Origin of the sequence: Ruegeria sp. HKCCA6837 (assembly GCF_013034475.1) — a bacterium.
Lineage (GTDB): Bacteria > Pseudomonadota > Alphaproteobacteria > Rhodobacterales > Rhodobacteraceae > Ruegeria.
This window is the reverse complement of sequence record NZ_WQGD01000018.1, coordinates 1-16,052: the sequence shown is the minus strand read 5'-3', so window position 1 is coordinate 16,052 and position 16,052 is coordinate 1. Positions and strand designations below refer to the sequence as shown.

At 54.1% G+C, this 16,052-nt stretch carries 16 protein-coding genes and 1 pseudogene; 11 read left to right on the top strand and 6 right to left on the bottom strand.

All coding sequences use genetic code 11. The features are described 5' to 3' along the window. Positions 1-4: 4 nt before the first annotated feature. Both GOV91_RS19175 and GOV91_RS19170 read right to left on the bottom strand, forming a co-directional pair. Positions 5-685 (bottom strand): annotated as a pseudogene (locus tag GOV91_RS19175) (IS6 family transposase). A gap of 114 nt (positions 686-799) precedes the next feature. Then, the gene (locus GOV91_RS19170; RefSeq protein WP_171180545.1) at positions 800-1,546 is read right to left on the bottom strand and encodes a sulfite exporter TauE/SafE family protein; all 747 of its coding nucleotides are present in this window, start codon (positions 1,544-1,546) and stop codon (positions 800-802) included. 173 nt (positions 1,547-1,719) lie between these two features. Here GOV91_RS19170 and GOV91_RS19165 point away from each other — a divergent pair, with 173 nt between their 5' ends. Together GOV91_RS19165 and GOV91_RS19160 are read left to right on the top strand one after the other, a co-directional pair. Then, a complete protein-coding gene (locus GOV91_RS19165) occupies positions 1,720-2,652 on the top strand; it encodes a nitroreductase family protein (RefSeq protein WP_371732343.1) in 933 nt (310 codons plus the stop codon). A 43-nt stretch (positions 2,653-2,695) separates the two neighbouring features. Then, on the top strand, positions 2,696-3,139 hold the full coding sequence (locus GOV91_RS19160; RefSeq protein WP_171236604.1) for a hypothetical protein: 444 nt from the start codon (positions 2,696-2,698) through the stop codon (positions 3,137-3,139). A gap of 96 nt (positions 3,140-3,235) precedes the next feature. Here the strand turns inward: GOV91_RS19160 and GOV91_RS19155 are convergent, their stop codons facing one another. Continuing rightward, on the bottom strand, positions 3,236-4,117 hold the full coding sequence (locus tag GOV91_RS19155; protein WP_171236660.1) for a LysR family transcriptional regulator: 882 nt from the start codon (positions 4,115-4,117) through the stop codon (positions 3,236-3,238). A 242-nt stretch (positions 4,118-4,359) separates the two neighbouring features. Here GOV91_RS19155 and GOV91_RS19150 point away from each other — a divergent pair, with 242 nt between their 5' ends. The 8 genes from GOV91_RS19150 to GOV91_RS19115 all read left to right on the top strand — a co-directional run bounded on the left by GOV91_RS19150 (position 4,360) and on the right by GOV91_RS19115 (position 11,702). Then, the gene (locus tag GOV91_RS19150; RefSeq protein WP_254440717.1) at positions 4,360-5,814 is read left to right on the top strand and encodes an NAD-dependent succinate-semialdehyde dehydrogenase; all 1,455 of its coding nucleotides are present in this window, start codon (positions 4,360-4,362) and stop codon (positions 5,812-5,814) included. A gap of 69 nt (positions 5,815-5,883) precedes the next feature. Continuing rightward, complete coding sequence (locus GOV91_RS19145; RefSeq protein ID WP_171236603.1) at positions 5,884-6,918, top strand: zinc-binding dehydrogenase; 1,035 nt, start codon at positions 5,884-5,886, stop codon at positions 6,916-6,918. Continuing rightward, the gene (locus GOV91_RS19140; protein WP_171236602.1) at positions 6,915-7,628 is read left to right on the top strand and encodes a succinate dehydrogenase/fumarate reductase iron-sulfur subunit; all 714 of its coding nucleotides are present in this window, start codon (positions 6,915-6,917) and stop codon (positions 7,626-7,628) included. The genes GOV91_RS19145 and GOV91_RS19140 overlap by 4 nt, the downstream gene beginning before the upstream one ends. Then, positions 7,628-7,975 (top strand): succinate dehydrogenase, encoded by a 348-nt coding sequence (locus tag GOV91_RS19135; protein ID WP_171236601.1) that lies wholly within the window; start codon positions 7,628-7,630, stop codon positions 7,973-7,975. The genes GOV91_RS19140 and GOV91_RS19135 overlap by 1 nt, the downstream gene beginning before the upstream one ends. After that, on the top strand, positions 7,972-8,325 hold the full coding sequence (locus GOV91_RS19130; protein WP_171209831.1) for a succinate dehydrogenase: 354 nt from the start codon (positions 7,972-7,974) through the stop codon (positions 8,323-8,325). Before GOV91_RS19135 ends, GOV91_RS19130 begins: the two co-directional genes overlap by 4 nt. Before the next feature lies 1 nt (position 8,326). Continuing rightward, complete coding sequence (locus GOV91_RS19125) at positions 8,327-10,084, top strand: L-aspartate oxidase (RefSeq protein WP_171236600.1); 1,758 nt, start codon at positions 8,327-8,329, stop codon at positions 10,082-10,084. Beyond that, the gene (locus GOV91_RS19120; RefSeq protein ID WP_171236599.1) at positions 10,081-11,037 is read left to right on the top strand and encodes a fumarate hydratase; all 957 of its coding nucleotides are present in this window, start codon (positions 10,081-10,083) and stop codon (positions 11,035-11,037) included. Before GOV91_RS19125 ends, GOV91_RS19120 begins: the two co-directional genes overlap by 4 nt. Beyond that, a complete protein-coding gene (locus tag GOV91_RS19115) occupies positions 11,034-11,702 on the top strand; it encodes a fumarate hydratase C-terminal domain-containing protein (protein ID WP_171180529.1) in 669 nt (222 codons plus the stop codon). The genes GOV91_RS19120 and GOV91_RS19115 overlap by 4 nt, the downstream gene beginning before the upstream one ends. A gap of 391 nt (positions 11,703-12,093) precedes the next feature. Here the strand turns inward: GOV91_RS19115 and GOV91_RS19110 are convergent, their stop codons facing one another. Beyond that, positions 12,094-12,840 carry a sulfite exporter TauE/SafE family protein gene (locus tag GOV91_RS19110; protein ID WP_371732346.1) on the bottom strand — a complete coding sequence of 249 codons (747 nt, stop codon included), beginning with the start codon at positions 12,838-12,840 and terminating at the stop codon, positions 12,094-12,096. A gap of 45 nt (positions 12,841-12,885) precedes the next feature. Further along, positions 12,886-13,182 carry a hypothetical protein gene (locus GOV91_RS19105; protein WP_171236598.1) on the bottom strand — a complete coding sequence of 99 codons (297 nt, stop codon included), beginning with the start codon at positions 13,180-13,182 and terminating at the stop codon, positions 12,886-12,888. Between the two features lie 540 nt (positions 13,183-13,722). On the opposite strand from GOV91_RS19105, the gene GOV91_RS19100 reads away from it, so the two are divergent. Further along, positions 13,723-14,817 (top strand): AI-2E family transporter, encoded by a 1,095-nt coding sequence (locus tag GOV91_RS19100; RefSeq protein ID WP_171236597.1) that lies wholly within the window; start codon positions 13,723-13,725, stop codon positions 14,815-14,817. A gap of 127 nt (positions 14,818-14,944) precedes the next feature. Here the strand turns inward: GOV91_RS19100 and GOV91_RS19095 are convergent, their stop codons facing one another. Further along, positions 14,945-15,838, bottom strand: a complete 894-nt coding sequence (locus GOV91_RS19095) for a YegS/Rv2252/BmrU family lipid kinase (RefSeq protein ID WP_171236596.1) — start codon at positions 15,836-15,838, stop codon at positions 14,945-14,947. Positions 15,839-16,052 lie beyond the last annotated feature (214 nt).

Here is a 16,052-nt window from a genome sequence, read left to right as displayed (position 1 = left end):
CGGGTCAGATTGCCAACTCGGAGAATTGACGAAACGGGCAGAGTCCCGGTGTGAACTGGCCTTTACGGATCATGTGCGCGACCTCGATGCCAGCCAGAGTCGCTGATGCCGAAGCAAAAGACTTGAAGCCGAACATCAGGCGGGTTCGTCTTTTGATGAAACGATGGTCCTGTTCCACGATGTTGTTCAAGTATTTTCGCCTGACCATTTCAATTGGGACCGGGCAACCAAAACCTTTCAGCATCTTGTTGATGGCCTTGAGGCCAGCGGTGTTAGCTCCACTTTTGTCGATGACAATCTTTCTCGGAAGGCCGTTGACCTCCAGCATTCGGGCAAAGAACTTGGTGGCCGCGGGTTTGTTTCGACGTTGCGAAAGCATGAAATCAAGCGTCTTGCCGTGCTTGTCGACAGCTCGATAGAGATAGACCCAGTTTCCTTTCACCTTGATGTAAGTTTCGTCCATTCTCCAGGAGCGGTCGCACGGCCCCTTTCGACGACGCGCCGCTTCAGCAATTGCGCCTGCATACCGCGTCACCTAGCGGTTCAGCGTCGTGTGATCTACTGCAACGCCTCGCTCATGCATGATCTCTTCCAGATCGCGATATGACAAACCGTATCGGACATAGAAAAACACTGCGAAGAGGATCACATCTTTCGGATACTGCCCGCCTTTGAAAGAGATCATAAAAACAAACTTTCAACTTCAATATCCAATCACTCGAAGAACTTATGAGCGTCAACAGTCAAAAGTTTGCAACAGATCCAGACGCAGTGCTGCGTGCGATGATTCCGCTGCGCACTACCCCCAGAGAGTGCCCAACAACAAATTCGCCCCCAGCAGCGAAAATGCGCCTAAGAAAAAGCCTTTGAAGGCTTCGGAATTTGCCCTATGCCGCAACCGCTCACCTGCGGAAAACCCAATCAGGGTCGGAACCAGCAAGAAGACCGAGACTGCCAGATCCGCTTGCGAACTGTGCCCGACAGCTATGAACATCGCCAAAACGGACACACTACCAGCCGTGATTAAGAACCCGAGTGCCTGAACAAATGCGTCACGCTCCAGTCGGAGACCGGTCAGGTACATAGCCAATGGTGGCGCCCATGCGGCAGTCAACCCACCAACCAGCCCGGCAACCAAAGCGCTGATTATTTCGAACAAGCGCACTGTGCTTGACGGGATCGGAGGCACCATGTCACGCCAGCTGAAAAAGCAAAACGCCAGTACAAACGCACCTAGCACAGCGCGCAAAAACCGATCTGGAGTGGATTGACTGAACCAGACGGTTCCAGCGACGCATAGGATCAAAATGGCCGCGTAGCGCCAATGCCGTTTCGCGCATCCAACCATGTCAGGTCCACGCCAGAATTGCCAGACGTTGCTCAGCAACATTGGAATCAGGATCAATGTGACGGCGGATCTTGCGTCGAGCTTAAACGTTAACAGAACCAGCGCGACGGTCGGCATTCCCAGCCCAATGAAACCTTTCACTGCGCCTGCCAGCAGCAGGACGGCGCTGGCAAACGCGATCAGGGAAATGTCATGCATTGCTGCTTCGATTTAATTTATCTGCCTGTCGCGGCTTTCGCGGCAAAGCTTGAGAGCCGCAGGTTTCGGCGTATCTTAGCGCGGTGATACATTTTCGGCAATGCTTGCGGGTTTATGTGCCAACAGGCAATTGCCGTTCATGACGGAAAAGAAACTACGCGGCGCGTGTGCCGGTGGAACATCTTGCAGTTGCTAAGCAAGCAAAAAACCGTTCAGCTTCTATGTGTACTTTAAGAAACAAGCAGCTAAAGAGAAGGACCAGCATGTCGAAGGCACCCCAATCGGACTTGCAACGCGCCCTCGCGGCGCGTTTCAGCGATGCACCTTCACAAGTTGAAAGCACCGCACAATCGGACCTTTTGTATTCCATGGCGGCCCGTGGGTCTTGTCGTGCATTCATGGACAAGCCAATCCCATCCGATTGGGTCCGCACCATCTCCGCGATCGCCCTATCCGCGCCCACAAAGAGCGATCTGCAGCAGTGTGATATCATCTTGCTGGAATCCGAAGATATCCAAAGACGTCTTGCAACACTTGTGTCGGGTCAGTCTTGGGTCGCGGATGCGCCGATGATTGCCGTCATTTGCGGCAACAACCGTCGCCAAAGGTTGCTGCACGAATGGCATGGTGTCCCCTTCGCAAACGACCATCTTGACGCGTTTTTCAATGCAACGGGGGATGCAGCGATTACGCTGGGCGCTTTCGTGACAGCGGCGGAAGTGCTTGGACTCGGCTGCTGCCCGATCAGCGCTGTGCGAAACAAGGCTGCGGCCGTCTCTGACCTGCTTGATCTGCCGGACCATGTTTTTCCATTTGCGGGCCTCGCATTTGGTTTTCCCGCGCAAACGCCGAAGATCTCTAAGCGGCTGCCACTACAGGTCACATGTCACGTCGACCAATATAGGGAGGTCAATTTGAAAGAGACAATTGTGCAATACGATGAAGAGCGCGCGACGTCGCAGCCCTATGAAAAACAGAGATTTCCAAAGAAATTTGCGGACAGCGAAAGGTATTCCTGGTCTGAAGACAAAGTTCGGCAGTATAGCGAGCCCGAACGTGCTGACTTTGGTAACTACGTTCGGTCATGCGGCTTCGAGCTTAATTGATTTGTACGCTAGGATGCTAAGCACTTCAGGACGCGGAGGGTTGATGTCAGAAGTCGTAACACACGAGCCAGAGAACGTCCTTTGCCAACAATTCAGAATGGGCGAACAAATTTCTTCACAGTGGGCTTTGGAGGAATACATTTCGCGGGCTGCGGTGCAGCACGGTTGGCAATTGATTCCCGGGAGTCGCAACAAGGTTTGCTTTGACGCTTACGGGTACCGAGCTATCACAACACTTGCAAGGTCAGAACACGAAACTGAAGTACTGTCGGCCGAAACCATTTTTTCTACGTTGCCCAATAAAGGATCTTGGTGGGTTGACGTAGGACTGATCCTGCTATGCTGCGTTCTGGTCTTCATTCTGCCGGAGTGGTGCTTGGGTGCCATAATGGTCGCCGCAATCATTTATGTTGCAGCTCCTATTTTCCTTCGCAACAGATATGCGAAGGCAGAAATCAGAAAATTTGTCACGTCGCTAATGGACTGAAGCAAATACCTTCTCGGATTCACTACCCTGATATTCTTTCATCAAGTCAAAGTGAGACGGCTCTTGAAACAAGATACTTTGCTTATTTCGCGATTGTCACTTTTGCGATATCTCAATGGCATGCATGAGCGCCTCGAATAACTCGTCGAGAACCCGCTTTTTGACTTGGTTGTCTCTGTAAACAAGGCCGAGCGTTCTTATTGGCGCATCCGGGCCGAGGCCAATGCGCATTACTGGGACGGCATCAAACGGCTTGACCGCAAGATCAGGGACGATGGATACACCAAGGCGGGCGTGTACCATCGATACAATCGCTTCTGGGCTATCCAATTCCATTGTCTCAGCCACCTGAATACGTTTCGAGAGAAGCCAATTGTCTATTAGTGTCCCTGCAACAGCGTTCCTATCGTATCGAATAAATGGTCTGGATTTCAAAAGAACCACCGGGTCCACTTCTGTTTCGTCGATGGATGCGATCAGTTGCATTGGCTCTTGCGCCAGTTCTCGAAAGGTGAGACCGGCAGGCATCAAGTTTGGTTTGACAACAATTGCAGCGTCCAGGCCTCCACGTTCAATCTCTGTTAGCAAGGCGCCTGTCAGCCCAGGGCGAATGTGAAGCCCAATTTCGGGCCACTTGGATTTCAAGGCTGCCATCGCCTTTGGCGTTAGCCCTGTCAGTGTCGTACGCAGAGTTCCAAGAGTGATAATGCCTTTGAGGCCGCCGTCTTCTAAGGCGGACGGTACCAGATTGTCATAAGCATCGACTAGCGTTCGGGCCTTTGCAACGATCAGATGCGCCGCTGGGGTAAGCTTTGGCGTGCGCGTGCTCCGATCAAACAGTTCAATGTCCAGCTGGGCCTCAAGTGCCTGCATTTGCTGACTGATCGCGGCATGGGTCACGTGAATGACATTCGCGGCTTCACCAAATGTTTTGGTGTCTGCAATAGCAACTAGGGTTCGGAGTTGCCGGATCGTCATGTCCAATCCTTTCACCCATTGGGTCGATTTTTCAGCCAATGTCGGGCCGCTTGGGGCCTTGGGGCCGCACGAGCTAATGACTGTCTCTATAACGACCACATGGTATTTTGAAAGCTTTACTAAATTTAATATAAATATTTTTTCGCTTATTTACAGATTGTCTTACTGTTAATCAGAGTCACTATCGTGGCTTTTCGGCTGTGTCCGGTGCGCTTCTCATCGCTTGTTTAGAGGGAAATTCCATGAGTGACTATGGTGACATGTTGCAACAGGCCAACCTGATCGGCGGCGCTTGGAGCGGATCGGAAAGCGGTGAGACCATTTCGGTGACGAACCCGGCAACTGGTACAGTCATCGGACATGTAACTAGTTGCGGTATAAGCGAGACCAATCGCGCGATTGCGGCAGCGACGGAAGCGTTCGACGGCTGGTCAACCAGCAATCTGTCTTTCCGTGTTGGTCTGCTGCATAAGTTGCACGACGCATTGATGGACAACCAGGAAATCCTGGCGCAGCTGCTGACAGCAGAGCAAGGCAAGCCGCTTGCCGAGGCGCGTGGCAAAATTGCCATCGGCGCTGCCTATGTGCGTTGGTTTGCTGAAGAGGTGCGGCGCGCCAAAGGCGAGATTGTGCCGTCTCCGACCGCCGATCGCAAACTCATGGTGACACGCCATCCTGTGGGCGTTGTGGGGGCAATCACACCGTGGAATTTTCCGTCCTCCATGTTGGCGCGAAAGCTGGCACCCGCGCTTGCCGCAGGATGCACGATAGTTGCAAAACCAGCGACGGCTACGCCCTATTCTGGTCTTGCCTGGGTCAAGCTGTGCCAGGATGTCGGTTTTCCTGACGGTGTCGTCAGCATACTGACCGGCTCCGCCCGAGAAATCGCCGGAGCCATGATGGCCAGCCCTGATGTGCGCAAGGTCACCTTTACCGGGTCAACAGACGTTGGCAAAGTGTTGATCCGCCAATCTGCAGACACGTTCAAGAAAGTGTCGAAGGAGCTAGGGGGCAATGCACCGTTCATCGTGTTTGACGATGCAGATATTGATGCGGCTATCGAAGGGGCAATGATCGCGAAGTATCGCAACATGGGCCAGACCTGCGTGTGCACGAACCGCTTCTACGTACAGGCTGGTATTCACGACGCCTTTGTCGCGCGGCTAAAGCAGGCGTCCGAGGAATTGGTTGTCGGGGATGGCGCGCATGATGGTGTCGCACAAGGGCCGATGATCGACATGGCAGGCGTCGAGAAAGTGGAAGATATGATCGCGGATGCGACTTCCAAGGGTGGCAAAATCGTCTCTGGTGGCAAAAGGCACGAGATAGGCGGCACCTTTTTTGAACCAACAGTGATCACCGCTGCAAACGCCGACATGAAATGCGCAACCGAAGAGATCTTTGGCCCGCTTTCCGTTGTCTTCAAGTTCGAGACCGAACAAGAAGCTTTTGAAGCCGCTAACGCCACGGAGTTCGGCCTTGCAGCTTACGCCTGCACCAAATCGCTCGGGCGCACTTTTCGGCTAAATGATGGGCTTCAGTATGGGTTGATCGGGATCAACTCCGGCCTGATCACGACCGTCGAAGCTCCGTTCGGAGGACTCAAGGAAAGCGGTATGGGCAAGGAAGGCGGTAGTCAGGGTTCGGAGGATTACCTGTCTGTCAAATACATGTGCGTTGCCGGTTTGGACGCCTGACAAGAAATCACCGCGTCCCGAGGGGACAGAGCCGCACAGAGCTTGGCTCAACAAATAAGGGAATGAACGATGCGCGCCGCTGTTGTCAGAGACTTCAATGAAGATCTTTCCATTGAAACGGTAGAGGACCCAAGCTGCCCCGAGAACGGCGTTGTTCTCGAAGTGGCTGCCTGCGGGGTGTGTCGTTCTGATTTTCATGGATGGGTGGGCAGTCATCCCAAAGTCACCAGTGGTTCAATCCTAGGGCATGAATACTGCGGAACAGTGGTCGAGGCAGGCGCGCAGGCCAGACACAAGATCGGCGACAAACTGATCGCCCCGTTCATTTTGGGCTGTGGTGATTGCCTGGCGTGTCAGACGGGTCACTCGAACACCTGTGAAAGTGCTATTGTCCCCGGTTTTGGCGCGCCGGGCGCCTACGCAGAATTTGTTGCCGTTCCGTTTGACCACAACCTAGTTCACTTGCCTGAAACAATGCCAGACGCACTGGCCGCTGGTCTTGGCTGTCGGGTCACAACCGCGTGGCACGCATTGACTGATCGCGCTAATGTGCGGGCAGGTGAATGGGTCGCCGTACATGGCACGGGCGGCATTGGCCTGTCGGCTTTGCTTCTGGCCAAAATGCTGGGGGCGCGGGTTGTTGTCGTCGATGTCGTTCAGGAAAAGCTGGATCATGCGCTGACGCTGGGCGCAGATGCAACCGTGAACGCAGCGACCGAGGATGTTCCCGACGCCATCCGCGAGATCACCAAGGGCGGTGCGCAGGTCTCACTTGAGGCGCTTGGCATTGCGCAGACGACGAACGCATCTGTTGAATGTCTCGCCACCCTTGGTCGGCACGTGCATGTGGGCATGCCCGCCGGTGATGGCATAATGGAGGTTAACATGCGTGCCATCTATTCCAAACAATTGGCCTTTTTCGGGACCCGCGGCATGCCTGCATGGAAATACCCGTCTTTGTTGGAGATGATCGAACGGGGCGACGTGGATCTTACCCCCATGTTGGATCGCGAAGTCACCCTATCTGGGGCAAGTGCTGAATTGCGCTCGATGAAGGGCCCGACGCGTCCCGGAACAGCAGTGATTACGGATTTCTCCAAATGACGGCAGAGGTTCTGAAAGTCACCATTCAGCGCGATGCAGACCGCGTCGAAACTTTCGATGTGCCCGCCTATGAGAACCAGACTGTATTGGATGTAGTGTCCTGGGTGCAGCAAAACGCGGACCCGACCTTGAGTTATCGGTTTGCCTGTCGTGTCGGTATGTGCGGCAGCTGTGCGATGATGGTCAACGGTGTCCCGCGCTGGACTTGTCGCACACACATCTCCAAGGTTGTTGATGGCAATGCGGTGATGATCGGACCGTTGCGCAACTTGCCCGTCATCAAGGATCTGGCCGTTGATATGGATCCGTTTTTTGACAAATGGGTTGCCGCCGAAGGTGTGCATCACGGCGCTCTCACACGAGATGACGAGATTGCCCCGGTGGATGAGACAAGCGCCACGAGGGTCGAAGCGAATGCCGGAATTGAATGCATCAATTGTTCTGTGTGTTACGCCGCTTGTGACACAGTGGCGAGCAACCCCGACTACCTCGGTCCGGCTGCTTTACAGCGGGCCTGGACCCTCCTGAACGATGCGAAGGACGAAGGGCGCGTCGCGATTTTGGATGCTGTTTCCGGCAGTGGTGGATGTCACAACTGTCACTCGATGGGGTCATGCACGATGTATTGTCCGAATGAGCTGAACCCGATGTCAGCTATCGCGGGGCTGAAACGAGAAACCGCAAAAAACTTCTTCAAGAGGGGGCGCTAATGCTGAGTTTGCGGCTTTACATGTTTCAACGGCTAAGCGCGCTGCTGATGGCCCCCTTTGTGGTCGGGCATCTGGCGGTGATGATCTATGCCATTCAGGGTGGGTTGAGTGCCGCTGAGATCTTGGAGCGTACCCAAGGGTCTGTGCTCTGGTTTCTGTTCTATGGCATCTTCGTAGTCGCGGTTTCCATCCATGGCGCCATTGGCTTGCGTGCTATCGCGTTGGAATGGGGCGGATTGAAAGGCGCTGCGTTGGAAGGGTTCATGTGGCTTGTTGGACTGGGTTTGTTAGCGCTTGGCGCGCGCGCCGTTTGGGCGGTGACCTTTGCGCAAGGAGTGGGCGTATGAAGGCCGCAAAAGGCATCACATCCCGCGCGCATCCCCTGTGGCTTGCCTATATCCTGCACCGCCTGTCCGGGCTCGCGCTGGCCTTGTTCCTGCCCCTACACTTCTGGGTGCTGGCCATGGCGATGACAGACCCCGTTAGGCTGGACGGCTTCCTTCATCTCACCGAAGCGGCCGCGGTGAAGATCGCAGAGTTTGGTCTCGTTTTCCTTCTGGCTATTCACATGTTTGGCGGTTTGCGTCTGATAGCGATGGAATGGCTGCCGTGGAGCGCACCCCAAAAGACACTAGCGGCAGGTGCAACGGCGGGATCTTTTTGCATTGCGATTCTCTTTTTCATGAAAGCGATTTGACATGAAAGTTTCTGACATTGAACGCCACGACACCGACATTCTTATCCTCGGCACCGGAGGCGCTGGCTTGTTCGCTGCACTTCACGCCCAGCAGACAGCACCAGAGGGGGCGAAAATCACCATCGCGGTGAAAGGCTTGATCGGAAAATGCGGCTGCACTCGAATGGTTCAGGGCGGGTACAACGTGGCCCTTGGGGGCGGCGATACGGTTGAACGGCACTTCATGGACACGATCAATGGCGGCAAATGGCTGCCCAATCAGGACATGGCGTGGCGCTTGTGTGAGCAGGCCGTGGTCCGCATTCGCGAGCTGGAAAACGAGGTCGGGTGTTTCTTTGACCGCAACGCGGACGGGTCGCTACACCAAAAGGCATTTGCCGGGCAAACGGCGGACCGGACGGTTCACAAGGGTGATCTGACGGGGATCGAGATCATCAATCGGCTGATGGAAAAGGTCCTCGCCTCCGGTGTTGAGAAACTGCAAGAACACCGCGCGGTGGGTCTAATCCCGACCAAAGACAGCCGTGCGCTGGCGGGCGTTCTGATGATCGACATGCGGACTGGCAAGTTCCGTCTGGTGCGTGCCAAAACGGTGATGATGGGCACGGGCGGCGGGCCGACCATGTACAAATACCACACTCCATCCGGTGACAAGACCATGGATGGTCTGGCCATGGCTTTGCGTGCGGGGCTAACTTTGCGGGACATGGAAATGGTGCAGTTTCACCCAACAGGGCTGCTTGCCGGGGATCATACCCGCATGACCGGCACCGTTCTGGAAGAAGGCCTGCGCGGCGCTGGCGGACAGCTCATCAGCCACACTGGTCAGCGGTTCATGTTCGATTATGACGACAGAGGCGAACGTGCCACCCGTGATGTGGTCAGTAGGGGTATCTATGCCGAGATGCGCAAGAACAACAATCCCGAACAAGAGGGCGTCTTCATCTCAATGGCACATCTTGGGCCGGATAACGTGCGTAAGAAGTTTAAAGGCATGGTCAACCGCTGCGCTGACAGCGGCTTCGATCTGGCCGCCGGTAAGGTCGAAGTTGTGCCAACGGCGCATTACTTCATGGGCGGCGTCGTCGTCGATGTCGACACGCGCACGGAGATGGAGGGTCTTTATGTCGCCGGCGAGGACGCCGGCGGCGCCCATGGGTCCAACCGCTTAGGCGGGAATGGTGTGGCCAATTCCACCGTCTATGGCGGTATCGCAGGCGACACGATGGGGCGCGATGTGGCAGGCATGAGCCTGCGTGACCCAGACGAAGATGTGCTGGCGGCAGAGTTCGAGCGCGCCATCTATCCGCTGAGCCGCAAGCCGGATCTTGTCCTACCGCTGCGAAAGCAGTTGCAGAATATCATGTGGGACGACGTGGGTGTCATGCGCACCGAGGCTGGCATGAAGCGCGGGTTGAAAGGGATAGCAAGCGTCTCTGAGGCCTTGATGGATGTAGGTGTTGAGGACAGTAATCTAGCGTTTAACCTGACTTGGCATGACTGGCTAAATCTACGTTCACTGTGCGATGTATCCGAGGTCATTGCCAAAGCCGGGATTGCTCGTGAAAACTCCCGCGGGGCGCATTTCCGTGAAGACTATCCAGAGCCTGGTGCGATGGAAGACAGCGCATTCACTGTCGCAACACTGCAAAACGGCAGGGTGGCCGTGAACAATGAACCCGTTCAATTCACCATCGTGCGTCCGGGCGAGACTGTCTTGCCCGAAGGTGCGCCTGAAACATTGGTTGCAGCACAATGATACCCATAAACCTGATCCAATCCACCGCCGAAACCCTGATGGACAAGGCCGCTATTGAAATCCCGCAAGACTACCTCGATGGCTTGCAAGAGGCCGCTAGGACAGAAGACGGCGATCTGTCGTCGTTTGTTCTCAAGGCGATGCTGGAAAATTACGAGGCCGCCAAGGAAGACCGACGCGCGATGTGCGGCGATACTGGCGTGCCGCGCTGGTTCGTCAAGATGGGCAACGAAGCGCAGGTTGAAGGCGGTATGGTCGCACTTGAAGCCGCTCTGCGCCGCGCAACGGCGAATGCCACCAACGGTGTTCCGCTACGACCGAACCGAGTGCATCCATTGTGGCGGACGGATCACAACAACAACGTGGGCATCGGCGCGCCGGAGATCGAATATGGCTATGAGCCCGAGGGCGCATGGGTAGATCTGATCACCGTCCACAAGGGCGGGCTTTTTGGTTCGGATTACCGGATGCTGTTCCCGTCTGATGGTATTCAGGGGATCAAGCGTTTCTACCTCGACAGCCTTATGGCTTTCGGCAAACGCGGCCTTGCCTGCCAGCCTGCCATCATCGGCATCGGGTTGGGGGGATCCAAGGATATCTGCATGACACTGGGCAAACGCGCCTCGACGTTGCGGATCGTCGGATCGCGTAACAGCGATCCAGAAATCGCCAAGATGGAGGATGAATTCAAAGAACTTGGCAACTCTATCGGCATGGGTGCCATGGGGTTTGTCGGCAAGAACATGGTAATCGATTGTAATATCGAAGTTGGGTATTGCCACACGGGCGGAATGCCCATGTCGGTGCATGCGTTCTGTCTAAGCTCGCGCCGCGCCGTCGCCCGCATCCACGCGGACGGGCAAGTCGAACATCGCACGGACCCAGACTGGTTCACCGACTATCAGCGTCGTGAAACCATTGACTGGGAACCTGTGCGGGAGGCAGCAGAATGAGCGCACCGCGTGAAATCATCCTGTCCACCACCCCCGCCGACGAAGAGATCGCAGATCTGCGCCTGGGCGATGTCGTCTACCTTGATGGCCTGATGTACACAGCTCGAGAAGGCGTCTATATGCGCGCTCTAGAGGAAAAGGCGAATATCCCGATGGAGTTGCCCTCCCAATCCGCCGCCAACTTCCACTGCTCACCCGCCGCTCGAATCAACCCGGATGGGTCTTTTGACATGGGCGCTGTGACGGCGACGGCATCTTTCCGCTTTGCCAAATGGTTGCCTGAATGGATGGCCAAGACCGGGGCAAAGTTGATCGTCGGCAAGGGCGGCATGACATCGAAGGACTACAAGGAATACTTCGTGCCTAATGGCGCAGTCTACCTGTCGACCGTCGGATACGGCACGGGTGCGCTTCTTGGGCGCGGCGTTGAGAATGTGGAGGCTGTGCACTGGAACGAGGAACTGGGCCTCGCGCAGGCGATGTGGGTTCTCAAATGCAACCGCATGGGCCCCTTCATCGTCGCCTCCGACATGTACGGTGACTGTCTTTTTGAACGGGAAAACGCCAAAATCGCTAAGAACGTAGCACGGGTCTACGAAGGCACCAGGCCTGCAACCCTTAAACGCTATGGCGAAAGTGACGACCGCACGGATGAGGTCATTTGAAGGTATGCCTATCGATGCGCATAAAGATGAGGTCGCACGGGAATAGGAGTGCCTCATTCCGTTGTTTATCCTGGAGACATTGGTGAAGTCAGATCGACCGATGTCCGTGGCTGACACGGGTAAATCCTTGGAAATAGAGACAGCGGTGCTGCAACCGCATTTCGAGGCATTAGAAGAGCAAGAGTTCATCCAGAGTTCTGGATCGCCGAGCGTCTCTATTTTTGGTCGTAGATTGGTGATGCTTTGTGCGGCGTTAGGAACCGGTGATCTCACTTAGGGCGCTGGCCTTCAGGCAACTGGCAAGTGAAGTACAGTCAGAGTATTCCGCGATGTCCAGAGTACCCGCAATTTATCACATTCGCGCGAACACTTTTCCTTAAGGCACCTCGAATTAAGTAACCAGCGCGCGCAGCATCAGTATAATGCCCGACAGAAACATCATTGCGATGATCAAGCGACGAAATTGATCATCGTCCAGCCGCTTGAACAGCGAGATCCCGATCTGGGCAAAGACAATAGTAACAGGAAGCGCTAAGCCGATGAGTATCAGCGTATCCCACGAATAGGCTCCGTTGACCGCAAACATGATACACGCGAGCGCCAAGACAGCCACGTTAAAAGACTGAAGCACAGCACGGGTTTCAGCCTTAGTCCAAGGACACATGGCGCACCACATCGTCGGCAATGCGCCCGACAACGATGCGGCACCTCCAAGTAAGCCACCAAAGAATCCGACGATGCATTCGATTATTGGTGCGGGGCGTTCGAGTTTTGGCAACGTGGTGCGGAAAGTGAAAAATCCGCCATAGAGCAGCATGAAACCTGCGATGATCATCTTAAGTGTATCCACCGGAATGTACGAAAGAGCTGCTACGCCCATCGGTATCCCTGGAAGAGCGGGCAGCAGGAAGCGCGCGAGGCGCCTTGGCTGATTTGCAATGGACCTTCGTACCAACCAAACGCCTTGCAAACCGCTGGCGACGGACATCACAACAACCACTGAAACCGCCTGAACCGGCGGCATGACATTTAGCCAGAAGCCAAGTGCAAAAAGAGCTGTTCCGAATCCCGCCAATCCGTTGATGAGCCCACCAGCTGCCGCCCCCATAAGCAGGTAAACATAGAGCTCAGTTGGCAATTGCAATGTCCTTAAATTCAACGCCCAGCGAGATAATACGTAGTCTTACTTGACTACGAAGACGCCCAACAATTTTGCGCGCTTTCGCAACCAATTCCAAGCCCAATCGACGGCGATTGCGGTTTTCGTTGCAACCGACAAAAATTCTTGACACCCCGTATTTCTCTCAGAATCTTCACCCTCCCACCGATGCTGGCCGGTAGCCCCAAACTTTGGGTGATTTTCAAACGCTTCCCCTTGTAGTTCATTTTGTTCGGGCTGATTCCGTACAGCGCACTCAGCCAATTTGCCTCGGTGCCAAATCGCGATCTTAGTGTTGCTGTAGCGGTCAATAACGAACATGATTTTGATCCGAACGCTTCCCATGGCCACGCAAATCCCTTTGGCGAAAAAAAGTCCGTATTGTCGTCGTCTTTCGATTCTAAACACGGTTCGGAGAAAGCCCAGTCTCAGTTCCAACTAGAACAACACTCGTGAATGACCGGATTGACGACAAACGCTGCGTTGCATCAGCACGTGTGCCGCAGCCGCGAACAAATGCTGCGTCAGCAAGGCACGAAAAACGAATGTCGAGAAAGTCCGCAAGCCGTTCAATTGCGATGTTCAGGTGAACGTCCGCATCGAGCCCAATGTGGACTATCAGATATCCGATCTCAGTAGGCGGCTGAAGAACCAAGCTTTCGTTGATGACCTTTGAGATACAGATTTCAGATCGACAGCAAGTTCACGGTAAAAATATGAAAGTCTTCACCTGAAAATCTCTACTATTCGTTCTCGAGAGAAGTAATTGAACCTCTTGCCAAGTTACTTTCAAGGCGAGCTAATATACTTTCATTTTCAGAAAGCGGCTGGACAACGCTCAGTCCTGTAGGGAGCCTACAAATGAAAAAGGGTATGCATCATAAAGATCCCGCTCCAAACTTCTTTGGGCTCACGTTCTGGTATCAGTTGGTCGTGCTGGTGTTCTTGACAATAGCGTCGCTAGTCCTCGCCTCCTCTGTGCTAGTTCCCCTGTCTTTTGCGGCCCTCCTGTTCGTTCTTCTCACCGCAACTACGGATCGCATTGGCAGATTCAAGATATTTGGCGGTACCGTCCCGAAGTGGCTTGCGCATTTGGCCGCAATTTCAATTGTGTTAATCGGCCTTTCGCTTGTGTTGTCGATATTATCCAGTCAAGCCGGCGAGGTTTCGGAAGCGTTTCCGCGCTATGAGGAACGGTTTACCAGCATAGTCGCAAAGCTGGTATCACTGATTGGGCAAGACAACTATGCAGCAGCGATCAAAGCCTTGGAACAGATCAACCTGGCTGGGCTCGCGACAGGAGTGATCGGCTCTGCTGGGGCATTCCTAAGCGCTTTTTTCCTGGTGCTGCTCTATGTGCCATTCATGTTGGTCGAACGTGTTCCGATGCGCGCCAAAATCAAGCTCGCAATCAAAGACAGAGAAGCCGCTGAAAAAGTTCGCCGCGTTCTTGAGAGCACGTCGGACAGCATTCAAAGATATGTTGGCATCAAAACGCTGGTGAGTGCACTGACTGGCTTGGGCAGTTATGCCGTGATGGCATCCGTCGGCCTGGACTTCTCTGAAACCTGGGCCGTTCTTGCGTTTTTGTTGAATTTTATCCCCACAGTCGGCTCTATCGTCGGCGTCGCGCTTCCTTCCATTGTCGCACTGGTACAGTTTGAAGAAGCCGTGCCCTTTCTTGTTGTTCTAATTGGTTGTGGCGCTGTTCAATTCTCTATCGGCAATATCCTGGAGCCAATGCTACTTGGCAAAAGCCTGAATTTGTCGCCATTCATGGTCATTTTGGCGCTCACGTTTTGGACTGCGATCTGGGGGATTGCCGGCGCGTTGATGAGTGTTCCGATCACAGTGTGCATCATGATTGTGCTGTCGAATATCCCATCTACTCAGCCTATTGCGATACTGATGTCCGGTGATGGGAAGATAAACAACACTGGCGCAGTGAAAAGCTAAGCGCGAAAGACGTTCTCCAAACTGGATGGCGGCTTTTTACCTGACTATATCGGCGAATGTATGTGTCAGCCCCGCATATAATGTTCGAAACACCGCACGAAGCTTGAGTTTCAAGGAGAAACCCGCACTACTTCCCTCTTGGGAAAACGAAGTTCAGCGCTTTTGGTCTAATTGAAACCTCAAAGCGTTGATCGATCATCGGCTCGCCGTCCAAATTCATATGAAACGGCTGGGAGGTTTCCAGAACCATAGATCTCAGACGAGAGCGCTGTACAACACCATCCGTGGGATCCGAAATATCCGGCAGTCTGCCAAAGGGTAGGTTTTCTGGCATTAAACTTTCAGCGGAAAGCACGCTTAAATCCAGCAACCCATCGGACACTTCCGCTTCAGGCGCTACGTCAAAACCGCCACCTGCATAGCGGCTGTTCGCAATCGCGATAGCGGAAATGGAAACGTTGTACGGGTCTTGATCATCAATTGAGATTTTTGCGGGAACAGATTTTGCATCAGATAAACGAGCAAGCCCAAACAGTGTGTACGCGAGTCCCCCCAGTCGTTTCTTCATTTCCTTGGGTGTGGTTGCAGTGATCATCGCTCCAAAACCGCCGCTTGCAACATTCACAAACGGACTGCCGTTTATGTGTCCGACATCAATTGGCTGCGCGTCTTCCGATGCTGCAACTCGAACAGATGTTGCCAAGTCCAAACCCTTATCACCATACGACCGGGCGAAATCGTTGGCTGTCCCCAAGGGAACAAGACCTAGCGAGACAGGCGACTTTGTCTTCAACTTCAAAACAGCACTCGCGACCGAGTTCAAAGTGCCGTCACCACCGCCAGCGATTATCCGAGTTACCCCATCGCCCACGGCTTCTCGGAGCGTCTTCTTCAAGTCTTTTCCTGACCAAGGAATACTTACCCTAATGCCAAGCTCTTTTTCCAATGGGCGAACAGCAGCACGCAGATCGGGTCTTGCTGCGGACTTCCTGTTAAGAATTAGCAGGGTACGTTTGGCCATGGTTCCAGCATAAAGCTCTCGTACGTTGGAGCAACTGCTTTAAAAGTAAGAAAGGCAGGGGCGTTCAGGCAATTGAAATTTTATTTGTGCCAGCCAATAGTCAGCCTTGTCCGCGTAGGGGTCACTCGAACAGAGCCCAGCAAACGGCTGCTCTGAGCCTGTCTTTGCCCCGTAAAATTGGGCCACTACTTTGGTCGAGAGGGGGGAACAAGGG

Excerpts from the sequence above, each read along its gene's own strand:
- GOV91_RS19170 (WP_171180545.1), bottom strand. The coding sequence starts at position 1,546 with ATGCATGACATTTCCCTGATCGCGTTTGCCAGCGCCGTCCTGCTGCTG.
- GOV91_RS19160 (WP_171236604.1), top strand. The coding sequence starts at position 2,696 with ATGTCAGAAGTCGTAACACACGAGCCAGAGAACGTCCTTTGCCAACAA.
- GOV91_RS19155 (WP_171236660.1), bottom strand. The coding sequence starts at position 4,117 with ATGACGATCCGGCAACTCCGAACCCTAGTTGCTATTGCAGACACCAAA.
- GOV91_RS19150 (WP_254440717.1), top strand. The coding sequence starts at position 4,360 with ATGAGTGACTATGGTGACATGTTGCAACAGGCCAACCTGATCGGCGGC.
- GOV91_RS19145 (WP_171236603.1), top strand. The coding sequence starts at position 5,884 with ATGCGCGCCGCTGTTGTCAGAGACTTCAATGAAGATCTTTCCATTGAA.
- GOV91_RS19140 (WP_171236602.1), top strand. The coding sequence starts at position 6,915 with ATGACGGCAGAGGTTCTGAAAGTCACCATTCAGCGCGATGCAGACCGC.
- GOV91_RS19135 (WP_171236601.1), top strand. The coding sequence starts at position 7,628 with ATGCTGAGTTTGCGGCTTTACATGTTTCAACGGCTAAGCGCGCTGCTG.
- GOV91_RS19130 (WP_171209831.1), top strand. The coding sequence starts at position 7,972 with ATGAAGGCCGCAAAAGGCATCACATCCCGCGCGCATCCCCTGTGGCTT.
- GOV91_RS19125 (WP_171236600.1), top strand. The coding sequence starts at position 8,327 with ATGAAAGTTTCTGACATTGAACGCCACGACACCGACATTCTTATCCTC.
- GOV91_RS19120 (WP_171236599.1), top strand. The coding sequence starts at position 10,081 with ATGATACCCATAAACCTGATCCAATCCACCGCCGAAACCCTGATGGAC.
- GOV91_RS19115 (WP_171180529.1), top strand. The coding sequence starts at position 11,034 with ATGAGCGCACCGCGTGAAATCATCCTGTCCACCACCCCCGCCGACGAA.
- GOV91_RS19105 (WP_171236598.1), bottom strand. The coding sequence starts at position 13,182 with ATGTTCGTTATTGACCGCTACAGCAACACTAAGATCGCGATTTGGCAC.
- GOV91_RS19100 (WP_171236597.1), top strand. The coding sequence starts at position 13,723 with ATGAAAAAGGGTATGCATCATAAAGATCCCGCTCCAAACTTCTTTGGG.
- GOV91_RS19095 (WP_171236596.1), bottom strand. The coding sequence starts at position 15,838 with ATGGCCAAACGTACCCTGCTAATTCTTAACAGGAAGTCCGCAGCAAGA.